The sequence below is a fragment of the Paenibacillus canaveralius genome (assembly GCF_047238265.1).
Taxonomy (GTDB): Bacteria; Bacillota; Bacilli; order Paenibacillales; family NBRC-103111; genus Paenibacillus_F.
This window is the reverse complement of record NZ_JBDFMM010000001.1, coordinates 946,109-962,671: the sequence shown is the minus strand read 5'-3', so window position 1 is coordinate 962,671 and position 16,563 is coordinate 946,109. Positions and strand designations below refer to the sequence as shown.

The 16,563-nt window shown below is 56.8% G+C and carries 15 protein-coding genes, 1 pseudogene and 1 other annotated feature; of the genes and pseudogenes, 5 read left to right on the top strand and 11 right to left on the bottom strand.

Annotation, left to right across the window (positions count from 1 at the left end):
* Positions 1–116: 116 nt before the first annotated feature.
* The 7 genes from ABC395_RS04395 to ABC395_RS04365 all read right to left on the bottom strand — a co-directional run bounded on the left by ABC395_RS04395 (position 117) and on the right by ABC395_RS04365 (position 6,947).
* Positions 117–1,850: a diguanylate cyclase gene (locus ABC395_RS04395; protein WP_413001012.1), complete on the bottom strand. Its 1,734-nt coding sequence runs from the start codon at positions 1,848–1,850 to the stop codon at positions 117–119.
* A 38-nt stretch (positions 1,851–1,888) separates the two neighbouring features.
* Positions 1,889–2,266: a response regulator transcription factor gene (locus ABC395_RS04390; protein ID WP_103994554.1), complete on the bottom strand. Its 378-nt coding sequence runs from the start codon at positions 2,264–2,266 to the stop codon at positions 1,889–1,891.
* 199 nt (positions 2,267–2,465) lie between these two features.
* The gene (locus tag ABC395_RS04385; RefSeq protein ID WP_103994553.1) at positions 2,466–2,762 is read right to left on the bottom strand and encodes a CD3324 family protein; all 297 of its coding nucleotides are present in this window, start codon (positions 2,760–2,762) and stop codon (positions 2,466–2,468) included.
* 777 nt (positions 2,763–3,539) lie between these two features.
* Entirely contained in the window at positions 3,540–4,307 is a 768-nt protein-coding gene (locus tag ABC395_RS04380) for a LamB/YcsF family protein (protein ID WP_413001010.1), read from the bottom strand.
* A 3-nt stretch (positions 4,308–4,310) separates the two neighbouring features.
* Entirely contained in the window at positions 4,311–5,330 is a 1,020-nt protein-coding gene (locus tag ABC395_RS04375; RefSeq protein ID WP_413001008.1) for a 5-oxoprolinase subunit C family protein, read from the bottom strand.
* Positions 5,327–6,148 carry a 5-oxoprolinase subunit PxpB gene (gene pxpB / locus ABC395_RS04370; RefSeq protein ID WP_413001007.1) on the bottom strand — a complete coding sequence of 274 codons (822 nt, stop codon included), beginning with the start codon at positions 6,146–6,148 and terminating at the stop codon, positions 5,327–5,329. The genes ABC395_RS04375 and pxpB overlap by 4 nt, the downstream gene beginning before the upstream one ends.
* A gap of 217 nt (positions 6,149–6,365) precedes the next feature.
* On the bottom strand, positions 6,366–6,947 hold the full coding sequence (locus ABC395_RS04365) for a type II toxin-antitoxin system PemK/MazF family toxin (RefSeq protein ID WP_103994819.1): 582 nt from the start codon (positions 6,945–6,947) through the stop codon (positions 6,366–6,368).
* A gap of 246 nt (positions 6,948–7,193) precedes the next feature.
* On the opposite strand from ABC395_RS04365, the gene ABC395_RS04360 reads away from it, so the two are divergent.
* Entirely contained in the window at positions 7,194–7,787 is a 594-nt protein-coding gene (locus tag ABC395_RS04360; RefSeq protein ID WP_413001005.1) for a TVP38/TMEM64 family protein, read from the top strand.
* A gap of 266 nt (positions 7,788–8,053) precedes the next feature.
* On the opposite strand, the gene ABC395_RS04355 is transcribed toward ABC395_RS04360, so the two are convergent.
* On the bottom strand, positions 8,054–9,394 hold the full coding sequence (locus ABC395_RS04355; protein WP_413001003.1) for a helix-turn-helix domain-containing protein: 1,341 nt from the start codon (positions 9,392–9,394) through the stop codon (positions 8,054–8,056).
* A 229-nt stretch (positions 9,395–9,623) separates the two neighbouring features.
* Here ABC395_RS04355 and ABC395_RS04350 point away from each other — a divergent pair, with 229 nt between their 5' ends.
* The 4 genes and pseudogenes from ABC395_RS04350 to ABC395_RS04335 all read left to right on the top strand — a co-directional run bounded on the left by ABC395_RS04350 (position 9,624) and on the right by ABC395_RS04335 (position 12,299).
* The gene (locus ABC395_RS04350; protein ID WP_413001001.1) at positions 9,624–9,869 is read left to right on the top strand and encodes a hypothetical protein; all 246 of its coding nucleotides are present in this window, start codon (positions 9,624–9,626) and stop codon (positions 9,867–9,869) included.
* A gap of 225 nt (positions 9,870–10,094) precedes the next feature.
* Positions 10,095–10,932 (top strand): annotated as a pseudogene (locus ABC395_RS04345) (sensor histidine kinase).
* Positions 10,895–11,563 (top strand): response regulator, encoded by a 669-nt coding sequence (locus ABC395_RS04340; protein ID WP_413000999.1) that lies wholly within the window; start codon positions 10,895–10,897, stop codon positions 11,561–11,563. The pseudogene ABC395_RS04345 and the gene ABC395_RS04340 overlap by 38 nt, the downstream one beginning before the upstream one ends.
* 94 nt (positions 11,564–11,657) lie before the next feature.
* A complete protein-coding gene (locus tag ABC395_RS04335) occupies positions 11,658–12,299 on the top strand; it encodes a YcnI family copper-binding membrane protein (protein ID WP_413000997.1) in 642 nt (213 codons plus the stop codon).
* A 369-nt stretch (positions 12,300–12,668) separates the two neighbouring features.
* Here the strand turns inward: ABC395_RS04335 and ABC395_RS04330 are convergent, their stop codons facing one another.
* The 3 genes from ABC395_RS04330 to ABC395_RS04320 form a co-directional block, all read right to left on the bottom strand.
* Entirely contained in the window at positions 12,669–13,577 is a 909-nt protein-coding gene (locus ABC395_RS04330; protein WP_413000995.1) for a Gfo/Idh/MocA family protein, read from the bottom strand.
* Positions 13,578–13,689: 112 nt separating this feature from the next.
* Positions 13,690–14,085 (bottom strand) — a sequence feature (23S ribosomal RNA rRNA prediction is too short).
* Positions 14,086–14,633: 548 nt separating this feature from the next.
* Positions 14,634–15,428 (bottom strand): thymidylate synthase, encoded by a 795-nt coding sequence (thyA, locus tag ABC395_RS04325; RefSeq protein WP_413000993.1) that lies wholly within the window; start codon positions 15,426–15,428, stop codon positions 14,634–14,636.
* 217 nt (positions 15,429–15,645) lie between these two features.
* Positions 15,646–16,503, bottom strand: coding sequence for a sugar phosphate isomerase/epimerase family protein (locus tag ABC395_RS04320; protein WP_413000992.1), 858 nt, complete (start codon positions 16,501–16,503; stop codon positions 15,646–15,648).
* Positions 16,504–16,563: the final 60 nt, after the last annotated feature.

Here is a 16,563-nt window from a genome sequence, read left to right as displayed (position 1 = left end):
AATCGGACTGGAAACGGAGGAAATCGACGAACGTTACTCACCTCTCAAAACAAAAAACATTTCGGCCTGCCGCAGGCTGAAATGTTTTTTGTTAACTAACGCAGGCAGAAAGCCGCTCAATCCAGCAGCCGTTTCACATTCATCTCCAGCTCGACCATCGAGAAGGGCTTCGTCATGTACTCGTAAACGCCGAGCTTGTGCAGCGTGTCCATGCTATCTTCCTTTTTACGGCCGGAAAGCATGAGTACCTTGCACATGGAGCCCGTCACGGGAGGCTCGGCTTTAAGACGCTCCAGCAGCTCGATTCCGCTCATTTTGGGCATGATGCCGTCCAAAATGCACAAATCTATGCCGCCTTCGCGGAGACGCTCGTAGGCGGCTTCTCCGTCGGCCGCTTCTTCGATATCAAGAGGCAGGTGCTGAAGGCCCGAAACGACGATGGCGCGCAAAATTTTATCGTCGTCGACGACAAGCAGCTTCGGACGCCGCCGGATGTTCCCTTCGGAACCGGCCGGAGCGGTTTCCGCTTCTTCCTCGACGTAAATCCGGTCTTTGCCGTCCTGCTTCGCCCGGTACATCGCCCGGTCGGCTCTCAGAATCCACTCGTCGATGGACAGATCCGCGCTCCAGGACGACACGCCCGCCGAGAACGTAATCCAGTAGTCCTGTCCTTCGTCGGACACGATCGGCTGAAGATGCGCCATCCGGAGCAGCGCGCGCAGCGAATCCGCCGCCGCTTCCGCTCCCGTTCCCGGCATGACCACGACGAATTCTTCTCCTCCGAAGCGGAAAACAAGGTCCGTCGAGCGCATCCGGGTCTGCAGCAGGTGGGCCAGACCTTGAAGAACCAAGTCCCCCGTGTGATGGCCGTGCTTATCGTTGATCCCTTTGAAATTATCGATATCGATAAAGGCGAGCGAGATAGCGGACGGGTAACGCTGCACCCTATCCAGCTCCAGCTTGATCTGGTGATCGAAGTACCTCCGGTTGAACACCGCCGTTAACGGATCGCGGAAGGCCATCTCTTCGAAATTTTTGGTTCTTTTCACAATGCCGTAAATGCGTGCGGCCAGCTCCTCATATTGAAAGGGCTTCGTTACATAATCATCCGCACCCAGATGAAAACAGCGCACTTTATCCGTTAAATCGTCACGGCCGGACAGCACGATCAGAGGGACCCATTTCAAAGTCGGGTCTTCTTTGAGAAAATCGAAAAGCTCATAGCCGGACTGCGGGTACATCATAAGATCCAGCGTAATCAAATCGTAGGACTGCTGCCGCAGCAAGAGCTTGGCGGACGAAACGTCGCTCGCTTCGTCCACGATATAGCCGTCCAGCTCAAGACGCCGCACCAGATACACGCGCAGCACATCGTCATCGTCTATGATTAACAGGCGCCTTTTGCCGCCCAAATTGTGTACGATCCCGTTTTCCTTCTGTTCGTCCACCTCGAGCTCGATCACCGAAACATCGTGTTCCATCAGCAGATGACGGATATATTCGCTCGTATGCGTGACGCTTTCATTGACCAGAGGGGTGAAATCCGCCGTCAGCGCCGCAGAAGGATGAAGGGACTGCGTCCATTCCCATACGCGGACGAGTTCTTCGGCGATTTTGCCGATCCTCCCGAATTGGAACATGGGGGCGCTTCCTTTCAGCATGTGAACGATCCGGTACATGTCCTGAAGATCCTTCACCTCGGGAGAGGAAGCTATGATGACCAGCAGGTTATCCATCTGTGCGATCTGATGGGCCAATTCCTTCATGAACAGCCTGCGCCCCTGCTTCAGCAGCCGTTCGTCTCTTCCCTTGGCATCTGCGCCATGCCCCCGGGAGTTCGGTTGATTCATGGTTGAGATTCACTCCGTTCGTATTCGCGTAATCGCTGTCATGCGCCGCCTATAAGAGCCTCCACGGTATCGACCAGTTGAAGGGGGCTAAACGGCTTGACAATATAAGTGCTGACACCGGCCGCCGTCGCTTTCTCGCGGTCCTTCTCCAGGGCTTTGGCTGTCAGCAGAATAACGGGCACTTCGCGGTTGATTCCGCCTTCCGAGCGCAGCCATTCGCACACCTCGACTCCGGTTTTCTCCGGCATCATGTAATCGAGAATGACCAGATCATAGCGCTCCTTCACGAGCTCGGCAATGGCTTCTTTGCCGTCCATAACCTCCGTGATGGCGTATCCTTCGTCCGAAAGCGTCTCTGTCAATAGAAAACGGAGTGCGGCTTCGTCGTCTGCAAGCAAAATACGGTAAGGATTCAAGCCCATTCCTCCTGTTCGTCTGCGGTCCTTTCTCTACACCGATAGGGTTCGATTAAAATTTCCGAAATCCTTCCATAAATCATCCACCGCAACTTTTTATCTATGATAGCACATGGGCCCGACCCGGGTAAAAAAAATTCCAGCCTCTGGGGACAGGGCGGGAAGACATAGAAAAACGGCGGCCTTAGAGGTCGCCGTTTTATGGTGTCGCGGCAGCTTCTTTCAGCCGCTCGCGTGTTTTTCCAATGATTTTGCGTATGCTGTCTTCCGAAAGATGAAACGCCTGAATCAGCTCCAGCACGGTTGAGCCGTTTTGGTATAACCGGAATATTTCGCGGTTGCGCCGTTCGATAATGAGGCGGGTTCCGTTATTTTCTCCCCAGCCTGCGCGTTTCTTCTCTTTCTTCGGAACGTAAATGATCTCTCCCTGGATGTAATTCTGCAGCTCTTTAAGCAAGCTGGCCGGAAGAATATCCTTGCCGTTCTTATAACTCATCGGATGAAAACCTCCTCGAATTGGTCGTGTATGATCCGTACCGCATCGTCAAACCGTAGAGGGTCTTCATCTTCCGCACCTGCTATCATTCATAAGGAAAGATATACACGATAGGTATCGTGCCGCAGCTTGTATGTATATACAAACAGGTGAACGGTACTTCCATGATGATAGCAGTTAGAAAATGAGCACCTCTACGGTGACTTTCACTCTTACTGTTTGAACAAACTTCATGGAAAACATCTCCTTTCACCTAGTTTTTTTGGGTTTACTATTTCCAATTATATGGAGTCGGCCCGTTTTTGTCACGCATATTCCAAATATCTTTCAGGAAAATAAAAACCGGGGGCGCTGCCGCCCCCGGTTCGACACGGGCTTCCGCTTACGCAGAAGCCACCTCCATTGTCGTGTTCATTGTTCCGAATCACTCCTTTCCTGATAGAGTGGAGCCGGCCGGCTGCATCTCTATTAACGCATACCTGCGGCGCCGTTCTCAAGGGGGAGATTCGTTATAGTCGTTCTTTCCAAAAATTCCTTGCTCGTTTCCAGCTCCGGCAGGGACGGCATCGGACCCGCAGAGGGACTCAGAACTCCCGGAAAATCCCGATCGTTCCCATCCTCTCTAGCAGATTGCCGAAACACGCACTTCGCTGCTGAGCCTAAACCGGCGGGGCACCAGACCGCGTGCGCCGTTCAATCGTAACAGAACCGGCCCTCGGACCGGGCTCAGGCGGTTTCGCAATCCCTACGCGAGCTGCCAACTCGCGGAGGCTCCTCTTACGCTCCCCACGGCGGACGAACCGCTACGCCGGCCTCGTCCAGCGCCGCCCGGACCGAGCGGGCGATTGCTGCCGCGTGCGGGCCGTCCCCGTGGACGCAGACCGTCTCCGCGGTCAGCGGCACGATCTCGCCGCTCGCGCCGGTCACGGCGCCCTCGCGAACGAGGCGAAGCACCTGCGCGGCCGCCTGCGCCGGATCGCTCAGCAGCGCTCCGGGCTCCGTGCGGGGCGTCAAGGAGCCGTCCGGCCGGTACGTCCGGTCGGCGAAAGCCTCGGCCGCCGTGCGCAGCCCGTGCGCCTGCCCCGCGCGGAGCAGTTCGCTGCCCGGAGGTCCGAGCAGCACGAGGGCGCCGCCGCTTGCGCGCAGCGCCGCCCGGGCGACCGCATCGGCCAGATCGCCGCGTGCGGACGCCATGTGGTACAGCGCGCCATGGGGCTTCACATGGCGGAGAGTGCCGCCTTCAGCCTGCACGAAGGCATGAAGGGCCCCCAGCTGATACAAGGTCAGCTCGTAGACTTCTTCGGCTTCGACCGCCATCTCCCGGCGGCCGAAGCCGGCCAGGTCCGGCAGCCCGGGGTGAGCGCCTATGGCAACGCCTTTCTCCAGACAGAGAGCCACGGTCCGGCGCATAACACCGGGGTCGCCCGCATGAAATCCGCAGGCGATGTTCGCCGATGACACGCTTTCCAGCAGCTCCTCGTCCCGGCCGAACCGGTAAGCCCCGTAGCTTTCCCCCATGTCGCAGTTCAAATCGATCGTAAGCATCCGTTATCTCCCCATCCTTGCGCGGACTCCCGTACGGAGCAGCCTAAGATTCATTTCCTGGCGCATCAGCTCCGCCTGCGCCTCGTGCAGCGTCACTTCCGCGAACCGTACGGGCGCGCCCGGAGCGAGCTGGCCCAGAACGGGCAGATCCGAGCTGATGACATGCCCGATCCGCGGATAGCCCCCGGTCGTCTGGCTGTCTGCGGCCAGCACGATCGGCTGTCCGTCCGGCGGAACCTGAATTGTTCCGGGTGCGGTGCTTTCCGATATCAGCTCGCCCGGAACGGACCGCTCAAGCGAGGGGCCCTCCAGCCGGCAGCCCATCCGGTCCGATTGGGGCCGCACGCGGTAAACGTGCCCGGTCAACGCGTCCAGACCGTCCCTGAACCGCTCCGTCTCACTGGCTCGAACGACTCGCAGAACCGCGGGATGACCCGGCATTCCGCCTGGTCTTACGGCCCAGGAAGCCTCCCACGCGGCAGCGCGGACAGCGTTTCCACCGGCGTCAGCTTGAAGCCTGAGCTCCGCCATCAACCGTTCCGCCGCGGGAGAGGGCCTTCCCGTTTGAAGCTCATCGCCGGTTTGAAGGGGACGTCCCTCCAGTCCGCCCAGTCCCGCGCGGGTGTAAGTGCTGCGGCTGCCGAGCGCAAGCGGGACGTCAACGCCTCCCGCCAGGGCAAGATAGCCCCGGCAGCCCCTGCGCATACTGCCGCCCAGCGAGAGCACCGTTCCCGCGCGGATATAGAAGGGCCGCCAGCCGGGAACGGGTTCTCCTCCGGCATAGACTTCAAGCTCCGGGCCGCACCATGCCGCCAGCATGTCTTGTCGCAGCAGCAGCTTCGGGCCCTGCAGCGTCCATTCGAGCACAGCCGCATGACGGGCATTGCCCGCGAGGATGTTGGCCGCCTGCATCGACAGGGCGTCCATCGCCCCGCCGGCGACAAATCCGAAGCGGCGGAGACCGTAGCGTCCCTTATCCTGCACGGTCGTGTACAGCCCCGGCTTTTCGACAAACAGGCTCATCCCCGGTTCCCCTCCTCGGACATCTCCGTTTCTTCACGGCTGAGCCGCTTGTATTCCGCTTCCTCTACAGGTACAAAGCGGACCGTATCCCCCGCCTGCAGCAGCACGGGAGGATGTTCCCGCGGCCGCAGCAAATCAAGCGGCGTACGGCCGATAATATGCCAGCCTCCCGGCGAAGACAGCGGATAAATTCCCGTCTGACTGCCTCCGATCCCTACTGAACCGGCCGGAATGGAGGGTCTGGGATTAGACCGCCGGGCAAGAGCCAGCGAAGAAGGTAATCCGCCCAAATATGGAAATCCGGGAACAAAGCCGATCATATACACCCGGTATGAGCCGCCGCTGTGCAGCCGGACCACTTCTTCGGGACTCATGGAAAGAGCCTTTGCGGCGTCATCCAGATCCGGACCGAAGGAGCCTCCATAACATACCGGAATAAAAATTTCCCGCGGCGGAGATGCTTGAAGAACCGGACGCTCCGCGGCACCGGTTTCCAGAACGCGTTCAAGATGCCGCCGGATCCAGGTGTAAACGACAGGCTCCCCGCCTGCCAGCATGGCCTCGGTTTCTTCCAGCTTCGAAGGGGAGAAATGTCTGCCGGCGGCCTCGGCCGCCTCTACGACGGAATACCAGACCGTGACCGTTGTATAGGTAGGTGCGATTTCGACCAGTCCCGGAAAAGGGCTGCGGCCGATCGCCTCCGCGGCCTCCAGAACGCGCCGGTGAACATCCCCGGATATAACGTCACCCATACGAAGCACGACGGCCTGGTCTCCAAGCGGCTCGAAAACGATTGCAGAACTGCATTTAGGCTCCACTTTTTGCGTCTCCCCGTTTCAAAATATCCCCTGCCGTGTATTATTTAGTAGACATGAAAAAAAGACCTCTGGCGGGAGATCTTTTTTCGAAAGACGAAGGAATCAACGGACTCCTTATATTTGATATTGTAATGGACCTTGTGGGATACGATTCGATCAACCGATCAAACATATTTGTAAGTCGCTAAGACAATTAAACCATACCAAATAAGCTTTGTCAACCATGTATTTCCGAGGCGCTGTCGGGACGCTCATACAAATCCAGTTTTTCTTTGAGCGCATAATTTTCCTGCAGCAGGCGTTTAATAAACGCTTTGTCCCTCTCTTTTTTGTCGAGAAGATCTTTATATTTTTTGAACATGCCGAGAGATACCATCACTTTTTCTTCAATCTCGTCCATCTCACCGCGGATGTTCGCCAGGCAGCTCCCCGTAATGCGCGACTTGCTGACAGTCATAATATTGGCCAGCAGTACGTAACCGGTAAGCTGCTTTTCTTTGCCCGCTTCCAGATAGGTATAGTTGCCCTTGAGTTCTACGGATACGCTTGGAATGCCGGCCGTGTGCGTAATAGGCGCGATAATCGTGTTCCCGGAATGTTTGTTGCCGACGTCATTTTGTAAAACGATGCAAGGACGCTCTTTTTCTTCTTCGCTTCCGATTCCTTTTCCCAAATTGCATTTGTAGACTTCGCCGCGGCGCAGGGCACGCGTTTTCGCTTTATCGGACAGGGAGTCCAGGTAAATTTTCGTTTTGAGCCACTCCAAGTAATCCTGAATGCGGGTAAGATCCGTTTTCAAAGGGCCACCTCCGTTGTGATTGCGGTTTGCCATGAACAAAATTCCCCTTTCGTGCTGTGTAAGAAATATTCTGTTTTAAGGTAAACTGGGTAACGAATTGAATTACCGGGTACCGGCTGACGCTTTGCGCCCGAGAAACCATTCCGGATTTCATTCGTTATACTAATGTACAAACCCTTTTTAACAAAACATTAAAACAGACCAGTTGATCTTTCACTACCCGAAAAAGGAGCGCTTGAAACCGCCGTGACATGGGAATCTATAAAAAATGTGCTGACCGAAGAAAATATTGCGCAGTTTTTGTCTCATTATAACTCTCTCGGTCCTTTGCCCGGTATTTTGCTGACCTTTATCGAAGCATTCATTCCTGTTCTTCCGCTGTTCGTGATAGTTATGGGAAACGCCGCGTCCTACGGGCTCGGATTCGGATTTCTGTACTCCTGGCTCGGCACGAGTCTGGGCGCCATCTGCCTGTTCCTGCTGTTCCGCAGACTGTCCAATACGGCGTTTATGCAAAAGCTGACCCGCTCGCCCAAACTGCGCAACGGGATGAACTGGATTCATAACCACGGATTCGGCACGATCTTCCTGCTGAGCTGCTTCCCGTTCACGCCTTCCTCGCTGGTCGTGGTGGCCGCAGCGCTGTCCCGGGTCGAGAAAATGGTTTTTCTGCCCGCTATCGTGGCCGGGAAAGCGGTTATGGTGTTTACGATGGCATTCGTCGGATTCGACATTATGTCTTTTATCCGCCAGCCCTGGAAGTTCCTGATCGTCCTCGTCGTGATCGGCCTGCTTTGGCTGCTCGGCAAAAAATTCGAAACCCGTATGCACCGGGCCTGAAAATGTCCGCCGATTGAGAAAAAGTACCGTACCGCAGCCGCTTGTTTATGAAAGCCCCTTGCCGAGGGGCTTTTTTTAGTGTACCCCATAGCGGACGGACAGGGATGCCAAAAAGTGCGAGGCGGGTTGGAAACCGGCGGGCATGCAGTAAATCATTGACAGTTTGCTCCGCCCGTCCGGTCTTTATTCGCCGATGCCGCAGAGGAGCGTTTCCTTCTCCGCGATGCTTGCGTTTTCCGGGGCGCCCCTCCCGGTCACGTCCGCCGTTACGAGCGGATTCGCTCCTGAAGGAAGCCTAGGCGGAATATCTGCTTCGGGCGTCCTTTGGAAACGCCGCGTTCTTCGCCGATGACGTCGACAAGCCCGGCATCCTGCCAGGCCAGCAGGAACCGGTGGGTGCTGCGCACCGTCACGTCCAATATGGCGGACAACTCCTGCGCCGTATAATCGAGCTTGCCGAAGCGGGTCACGTAGGCGACCAGCCGGCTCAGATAGGCGGGCGTCATGCCCGCTCTGCCCGCTTCCTTGATCAGCTCGGCGTCAAGCAGAGACAGATCGAAGCGGTTGGGCTCCGTCATCTCCAGCGGACCGATGACGCTGCGGTCTTCGCGCACGATGAACGTGATGTTGCCCCCCGCATCTTTGGAGCGCCGCAGGGCGAGACGCGCATGCGTGCCCGCTTCGTTGGCGGAACGGCCGAAGCCGATGCCGATGCTCAGCGTGAGATCGTGCATGAGCGACAAATCTTTGGCCAGCGGAATCGATTTGTAGCCGCCCGTCTCCCGCTCGAATATCCCTCTCGTCGTCATAAACAGAAACTCGTCTCCGCCGAGCGTGTTCAGATACCCGTCGAGATGTTCGACATAATCCAGCACGATCCGGTGAAGATCCAGCTTCATCCGCTGCACTTCGTGCTCGGAGCCCGACCTGGCGGCCAGCCGTTCGAATCCGTCGATGTTGATAAACCCGATGACGATCTGGCCTTCCTTGCTCCGCCGGGTTTCCGTGGACAGCAGCGCGCGCTGGAGCGAAATCGTCATGTCGTGCCCGGTCGGCGCGATCCATTCGCTCCGCAGCCCCTCCTTCGTCAGAGCCTCCGCAACGGCCTTCATTCCCGTCAGGGCGACGGTGTCTTCGGACGCTCCCGCCCGGTGGAAGTGAAGCAGTTCCTGCAGAGTGCCTTCACCCTGGCCGCCGTAGCAGATCACGTCCATGCCGTTTTCTCCGAGCTCCCTCAGTGCCTTGGCTACGACCGGCTCCGTCAGTCCGTCCACGGTCAATTTCCCGGGAGATCCGGTACGCCCCGCCAGGTAGAGTGCCCGGTACAAGCCGGTGCCCGTCAGAGGCACATAATGCGCCGGAATCCGGAACGTCACGCTCTGTCTGGCGACGCGGAATGTGTCCGGGTCCGTAAAAAGCAGCACCTCGGCCTGCTCGCCGAGACGCTGGACGTCCGGAAGGCCGTTCGGCTCTCCTTCCCATTTTAAAGACAAAGGATGAAAAGAAGGAAACGCCTTGATCGTCTCCTCCGCCTTCTCCAGAAGCTCTTCCGGACCGATGAGTCCGATCACGATTTCGTCCCGGCTGGGGGGGCGATTTATTTCCACGGTGTACATCCTCCTTGTCCCTGGCCGGATTTCCGCTGCGATAAGCACGTACTTCGGCAATTGTGTATTGTAGGCGTTTACATTCTTTCTCTATTTTAACGAAAGACTTCATTTAAAGACAAATCTTTAAATTGTCTTTAATTAAATTTAATGTGCTTACTTTTTTAAAAATGGTGTGACGAATATCACAGAAGACTTGTCATATCTTAATAGAGAGGTGAGTTTATTTATGTTTGATATACTCATATACCAGAAGCAGAAAGTTAAAGTCAGCTGCGGCAATGATACCATTACCGGTGTCATTTCCAATCATTACGAACAGTTCGGTCTCATTAAGATGAATAACGTACTTCTTCCGATCGAACACATTCTCATGATTGAAGTTGTGGAGGAAGAGAGCGATCCGTTCTGTTACGCGGCCCTGCCCTCTCAAACGATTAATAAAGGAGCTTCCTTACGGGAAATGCTCTATTGACTGACCCGCAGCCGGCCCTTTGACCCGAGGGGCCGGTTTTGCTTTGCCCGCAGGCAGATTTTCCGGCGGGAAAAGGGCGCTAAACTTATTAGACGAAAGTTTCTCCGAAAAGTCGCGGACTGTGAAGAGGAAAATTTCTCTCGCCTTGTTGCTCCGGACACGTTACGGTATATTGGGTACATCCGTTAGGACAAGAACCATTATTTATGCAAAGGACGGGCTGTTATGTCGCTTAAAACCCTCAAATGGCTGGCCGCTTTGACCCCTGCCCTGTTTATCGGAGGATTCGAGTTTATCCGGCATGAATTCATGCTGAGCTATATGTCCATGGAAACCGGAAACTGGTACATTACGTTCCTTACTCTCCTCGTCTCCTACGTGTTCGCCACCTGGATGTTCCGCAGCATTGAGCGTACCAATAACCGCCTGGCCCGCGAAACGTCCAAACGCGCCGTCTATGAAGAACGCGAACGGCTCGCAAGGGGGACTGCACGACAATCTCGCCCAGACGCTGTTTTTTATCAACGTGAAGCTGAAGCAGGGAAAGACGGAGGAAGCCAAGGCCGCCGTCTCCGAAATCGACCATCATCTCCGGCAGGCGATTTTCAATCTCCGGACCCTGCCCGAGGAAGGGACCTCCTTCTCTCTGCGTATCGGCAAGTGGCTCCAGGACTGGGAAGTGCTGACCGGTATTGAAACCGTACAAAATTTGCGGGCGGCCGACAAAGTTCTTACGGCTGCCGAAGAAGTGCAGATTTTCGCCATCATCCAGGAAGCTTTCACCAACATCCGCAAGCATTCGCGCGCGACCCAGGCTTCTATCGACCTGGAAACGAACGGCCCGGACTGGTCGCTCAAAATCGCCGACAACGGAGTCGGATTCGCGGAAGAAGAATCCCAGCGGCACCGTTACGGCCTGACCATGATGCGCAAGCGGGCCGCCGAGCTCGGAGCCTCATGGGAACTTCAGTCTTCGCCCGAAAACGGAACGGAGCTGTCCGTCACTTCAGCAAGGAGGAAACCTCATGTCAGAGACCTGCTATCGCGTTCTCATCGCGGATGATCACCCGCTAGCCCGCCAAGCTATCCAGAGCCTGCTGGAAGACGATTCTTCATTCACCGTCGTCGGTGAAGCCTATAACGGCGAGGAAGCGATCGCCCTCTGCGGCAACCTGCAGCCGGATGTGGTGCTCATGGATATCCATATGAGCCCCGTGAACGGCCTGGAGGCGACCCGCCAGATCAAACAGCGCTATCCCCACATCCGCATCGTTATCCTGACGGTGTCGGACGATGTGGCCGATCTGTTCACGGCCGTCCAGTTCGGGGCACAAGGCTATCTGCTCAAAAATATGGACCCCGACGAGTGGCTCAGCTACCTGCACGCCCTGCTCGACGACAATTCCCAGGTGGCCCGCCAGATGGCGGACCGTCTCATGCGGCGCTTCCGCCCGTCGGGGACACCCGCCGCCTCCGGCCAGCCTCTGCCGCAGCTTACCGCCCGCGAGCATGAAATCGTCCTCTACGTCGCCGAAGGCTACAACAACCGGCAAATCGCGGAAAAGCTGCTCATTTCGGAGAACACCGTGAAGAACCACATGAAAAATATTTTTGAAAAACTCGGTATGGATAACCGCGTCCAGCTTACCGCCTACGCCGTCAAACACGGCATGTCACGAAAAGATCATAACTAACGGGCAAAAATAGCCCAGTTGAGTCATACTTTCTCCCGCCCGCTTTGGGTACAGTAGAAGTACTACAAGATTGCGAGAGAAGGGGAGTCTAATTATGAACAAGCTAAAAATACAAGCGGCTGCCGTCGTAGCCGGCTTGATGCTCTTTGCCGGTGTGGCCAGCGCCCACGTTACCGTTAATCCTGCCGAAGCGACGGCGGGTTCCTATCAGAAATTTACGGTTCGCGTCCCGACGGAAAAAGACGTGCCGACTACCAAAATCGAAGTGAAATTTCCGGTCGATGCTGTGTCCGTCTCGCGTTTCGAGCCAAAACCGGGCTGGAAATATGAAATTGCCAAAGACGGAGCCGATAAAATCACGGGCGTAACCTGGACTGCGGAAAACGGCGGTCTGACCAAAACCGAATTCGGCGAATTCAACATGCAGGGCAAGGTTGCCGACAACGCCACTTCCATCGTCTGGAAGGCTTACCAGACTTACCAGGACGGCAGCGTAGTCGAGTGGACCGGCGCCGAAGGCTCGGACAAACCCGCTTCCGTAACGAAGGTTGCCGCTAAACCGGCCGGCGGAAGCACGGACAGCCACGGCAACACAAGCGCGGCGGGCGGCGCCACGGCAGCTCCGGCCCAGCAGGCGGGCGCTTCGGCGAGCAATACGCCGCTGTATCTGTCGATTGCCGCTGTGGTACTGAGCGCGGCTTCCCTGCTGCTCAGCCTGTTCAGAAAGCGCGCCTAAGCGAGAACAGCCGGGCGGAAACAGAAAAAGCTGCGGGAATGTTGATTCCGCAGCTTTTTTAATTGAACTTTAAAAGACCGGAACCCCTGTATTGGCGGTTCCGGTCTTTTTTTGCGACGCGTCTCGCGGACCGGCGAAGGCTGGGCGGCGGCCAGGGCTGCCTCAGGCTAAGCGGGACGCTTCGGGACGTCGGAGACGGCCAGGGCTGCCTCAGGCTAAGCGAGACGCTTCGGGGCGCTGGAGACGGCCTGTGCTGCCTGCGGCTAAGCGAGACGTCCCAGGACGCTGGAAATGGCCAGTGCTGCCTCAGGACGATGGGGAGCGGCAGGGCGCCGCACAAGACGCAGCGCCTTAGAGGCGAGTCTCCGCCTACAGCAGGACCCGCTGCCCCGTCTCGCGGCTCTCGTTCGCCGCTTCGATGAAGCGGATCACCTCGAGCGTCTCCCGCCTGTCGACTGCCGGCTGGCCGCCGCGGAATAGCTCCATGACGCGCTCAAGCAGGCTCGCGTAGAACGGCTTCGCGTCCGCGGAAATATCAACCGCGCGGCTCCCCCGCTCGCGGTGTACCACCGCGCCGAACGCGGGACTGCCCCGGCGGCTGCCGCGCACGGTCCCGATGCGTCCGTCGGACCAGACGCCGACGACGACCTCGTGCGACTCCCCCGCTGCCGCCGTGACGTGCACGCAGCCCGGGCCAAGAGCGGCGTACAGCATCTCCACCATGTGGATGCCGTACCAGAACAGGCCGGGCTGCGTCGGTTCCAGCGCCAGCGGGCCGAAGCAGTCGGCCCCGGTGACCGCTCCCATCTCCTGAGCACGCAGCGCTTCCGTCAAGCCTTCGGCGAAGCGGAGGGACGAGCTGCTCAGGAGCGCGGCGCCGTGCCGCTCGGCCAGGTCAGCGATTTCGCGGGCATCCCGCAAGCTGACGGCCAGCGGCTTGTCGACGAACACCGGCTTGCTGTAAGGAGCGATCTGCCGGAACTGCTCGGCGTGTACCCGGCCGTCCGCCGATTCGAGCAGAATGGCGTCGCAAGCCGCCGCAACGGCCGCGGGAGAATCGGCGATTTCCACGCCGAACTCATCCCGGAGCTTCGCGGTGAACCCCTCCACGCGGGAACGGCTCAGCTCGAAATCTTCGGAGCCGCCCGGATAGGCGACCACGACCCGGCCCCCCGGCACATGCCAGGAATGCCCCGGATCGTTGAGCAGTTTCGTAAATTCGACGGCATGGGAAGTATCCAGTCCGATCATGCCGATCCGTAAACTCGGTTGCCCCACTCTTAACTCCCCCGTTCAGCTTTCCCGGCTTATGTAAGCTGCCGGGACGGTTGTGTTGCGGTTTGTGGAAGGAACTCCGGCAAGAATCCCCGGCAGCACCAGACACATGAATTACCGGCCTGCGACTCCCCTGCTTACCGGCCCGCGTATTCCCTGGTTACCGGCCTGCAGAACGCCCACTCTTGGAACCTGCTTCCGCCCCAGGATGTGATGAGCCGGCATTGAGGTACGAAACCTCCCCGTCGATGTGGACTCTTGGGGAAATAAGCCTGTTATCCCCAAGGTTGCTTTCATCCGTTGGCGACGGCCTTTCCGTGCGGTATCGGCGGATCACTAAGCCTCACAGCCGGACCTCCCCTGTTACCGCGCCGGACGCCCACTGCTTTTTTTGTGCATCGGCTTCGGCATCCCGCATCCGGATTTCATCCGATTCCGGCACGGGCGGTTTCGGCTGTTACTTCGCCTTCGCCCGGTCGTACACCCGGAACGTATAGTCATACGGATTCTTCTCGTCCCGGATACCGGGCTCGTCGGAAACAAGCGTCCATTCGCCGGGATCGATCTCCGGAAAGAATGTATCGGCTTCGAAGGTATCGTCGATAAACGTCACGTACAATTTGTCGACGTGAGGCCAGAACAGCAGGAACACTTCCGTTCCGCCGATTACGAAAACCTCCCCTTCCGTGTAACGTTCCAGCACTTCTTCCACGCTATGCACGACCGTGCAGCCTTCGGCTTCAAAGCCGCTTTGCCGGGTCAGAACAATATTTTCACGATTCGGCAGCGGGCGACCGATTGAATCGTACGTCTTCCGTCCCATCAGAATCGGATGACCGGTCGTCATTTTTTTAAAATATTTCAAATCCGCGGGCAGATGCCACGGCAGTCTGTTGTCGATCCCGATCGCGTTGTTGCGGTCCATCGCAAAAATAAAGGAAATACTCACTTGCTCAACACCTCTTCTGGCAATCCGGGAGGGCCTAGCGGCCGTTCCGGAATCACCCTATTTTCCGTTCGTAACCGGTCCGAAACTTGCTCCGCGGACATGCCTCCCAATCAAATCGCGATCGGAGCCTTAATGCCGGGATGCGACTGGTAGCCGACAAATTCGAAATCTTCATACGCGTAATCGAAAATAGAATCCGGCTTGCGCTTGATTTCAAGCTTCGGCAACGGAAACGGCTCTCTCGCAAACTGCTTCTCCACCTGCTCCAGGTGGTTCAAATAAATATGCACATCCCCGCCGGTCCATACAAGGTCCCCCACTTCAAGATCGCACTGCTGCGCGACCATATGCGTAAGCAGGGCGTAGGAGGCCAGATTGAACGGCAATCCGAGGAACGTATCTACCGAACGCATCTGGAACATGCACGACAGCTTGCCGTCCGCCACATAGAACTGGAAAGCGTAGTGGCAGGGCGGAAGGGCCATCTGATTGACCTCCGCGACGTTCCAGGCACTGACGAGATGCCTGCGGGAATCCGGATTGGTCTTAATCTGATCGATCACTTGCGTAATCTGGTCGATAGTCCGGCCGTCCGGCGCCTGCCAAGTGCGCCACTGGGCGCCGTATACACGGCCCAGATTGCCGTCCTCGTCGGCCCATTCGTCCCATATGGTGACGCCATTGTCGTGTAAATACTGAATGTTCGTTTCACCTTTCAGAAACCACAACAGCTCGTGGATAATCGAGCGCATATGAAGTTTTTTAGTCGTTAAAAGCGGAAAGCCTTCCGCCAAATTCATCCGCATCTGACGCCCGAACACGGAAATCGTGCCGGTCCCCGTGCGATCTTCTTTGCGGGTTCCGTTTTCCTTAATATCTTTAAGCAGTTCCAAATACTTATTCATTTCCAAGCGCACCTCAAATCATCGGTTTTCCTTACTATCCGGACAAACTCTGTCCTTAGTATAGCAGTTTCCTCCTCCCCGGAAAATGAAAAAGAACTTCTCCTTATTCAGAAAAAGTTCCCTGTTCCCTTCCGGCAAACCGCATAGAAGCGTCCCCTTCAAACGAGGAGAGCGCTTCTTCTATAGTCTCTGCAAGGCTCTGTAGAGGAAGCAGCGCCTAGACTTCCGCCCAGATCCGTTTCACGTTATCCATGGCGATTTTGGAGCCTTGTTTGCATTCCTCCATGCCTTCGAATTCGATGGACAGATAGCCGTCGAAACCGGAACGCTTCACGAGACGGAGCACTTCCCACATGTCGATATCGCCCTGTCCGGCAATGGCACCCCGGAGGTAGTTGCCTGCCGTAGTCTTAAACCAGCCTTCTCCCGGATTCCGGTACGAAGGGCGGAGATAGAAATCTTTGATATGTACAATGGAAGCAAACGGCAGATTTTTCTGCACGGAAGCGACGGGATTTTCATCCGCACACATAAAGTTGCCGATGTCCAGCGTTGTCTTGAAGTTCGGGCGGTCCACGCCTTGGACGACGGTAAGCACCCGGTCGCTCGCCTGCACCAGATAGCCGTGATTTTCGATACTGGTCGTAATCCCGTACTGCGCGGCATAGTCCGCAATCGTCCGGCACGCTTCGATCATGCGGTCCAGATTGGCGTTGAACGTGCGGATGGAAACGTCTTCATGGCGGGCCACATCATGGCGCATCAGCTTGACGCCCAGCTCGGCCGCTACATCGACTTCCCGTTTTACGCGGGAAATTTCTTCCTCGTAAGCGCCGTCATTCTCGGTCAGGAAGTTGGCTCCGATCGCATAATTGGAAAGCTCGATGCCCAGAGCCTGCGCTTTTTCCTTGATGCTTTTGACAAGCTGAGGTTCTTTCGTAAAATCGATTTCAAGCGGAACGACTTCCATATGTTCTCCGCCGTTAGCCGCGATCCAATCCAACGCACTGACGTAGTCCAACTCCCCGGCTTTGATGGCACGGTACAAACTGTAAGAGCTCAATCCGATTTTCAAAATGGCCCGCCTCGTTTCTCTGTAAGGGTTATAAGTACACCTGTATCATAGAAAACCGCT

What these genes read in the sequence shown, in the direction of transcription:
- ABC395_RS04395 (WP_413001012.1), bottom strand. Translation starts at nt 1,850, where the DNA reads ATGAATCAACCGAACTCCCGGGGGCATGGCGCAGATGCCAAGGGAAGA.
- ABC395_RS04385 (WP_103994553.1), bottom strand. Translation starts at nt 2,762, where the DNA reads ATGAGTTATAAGAACGGCAAGGATATTCTTCCGGCCAGCTTGCTTAAA.
- ABC395_RS04380 (WP_413001010.1), bottom strand. Translation starts at nt 4,307, where the DNA reads ATGCTTACGATCGATTTGAACTGCGACATGGGGGAAAGCTACGGGGCT.
- ABC395_RS04375 (WP_413001008.1), bottom strand. Translation starts at nt 5,330, where the DNA reads ATGAGCCTGTTTGTCGAAAAGCCGGGGCTGTACACGACCGTGCAGGAT.
- ABC395_RS04350 (WP_413001001.1), top strand. Translation starts at nt 9,624, where the DNA reads ATGTTTGATATACTCATATACCAGAAGCAGAAAGTTAAAGTCAGCTGC.
- ABC395_RS04340 (WP_413000999.1), top strand. Translation starts at nt 10,895, where the DNA reads ATGTCAGAGACCTGCTATCGCGTTCTCATCGCGGATGATCACCCGCTA.
- ABC395_RS04335 (WP_413000997.1), top strand. Translation starts at nt 11,658, where the DNA reads ATGAACAAGCTAAAAATACAAGCGGCTGCCGTCGTAGCCGGCTTGATG.
- thyA (WP_413000993.1), bottom strand. Translation starts at nt 15,428, where the DNA reads ATGAATAAGTATTTGGAACTGCTTAAAGATATTAAGGAAAACGGAACC.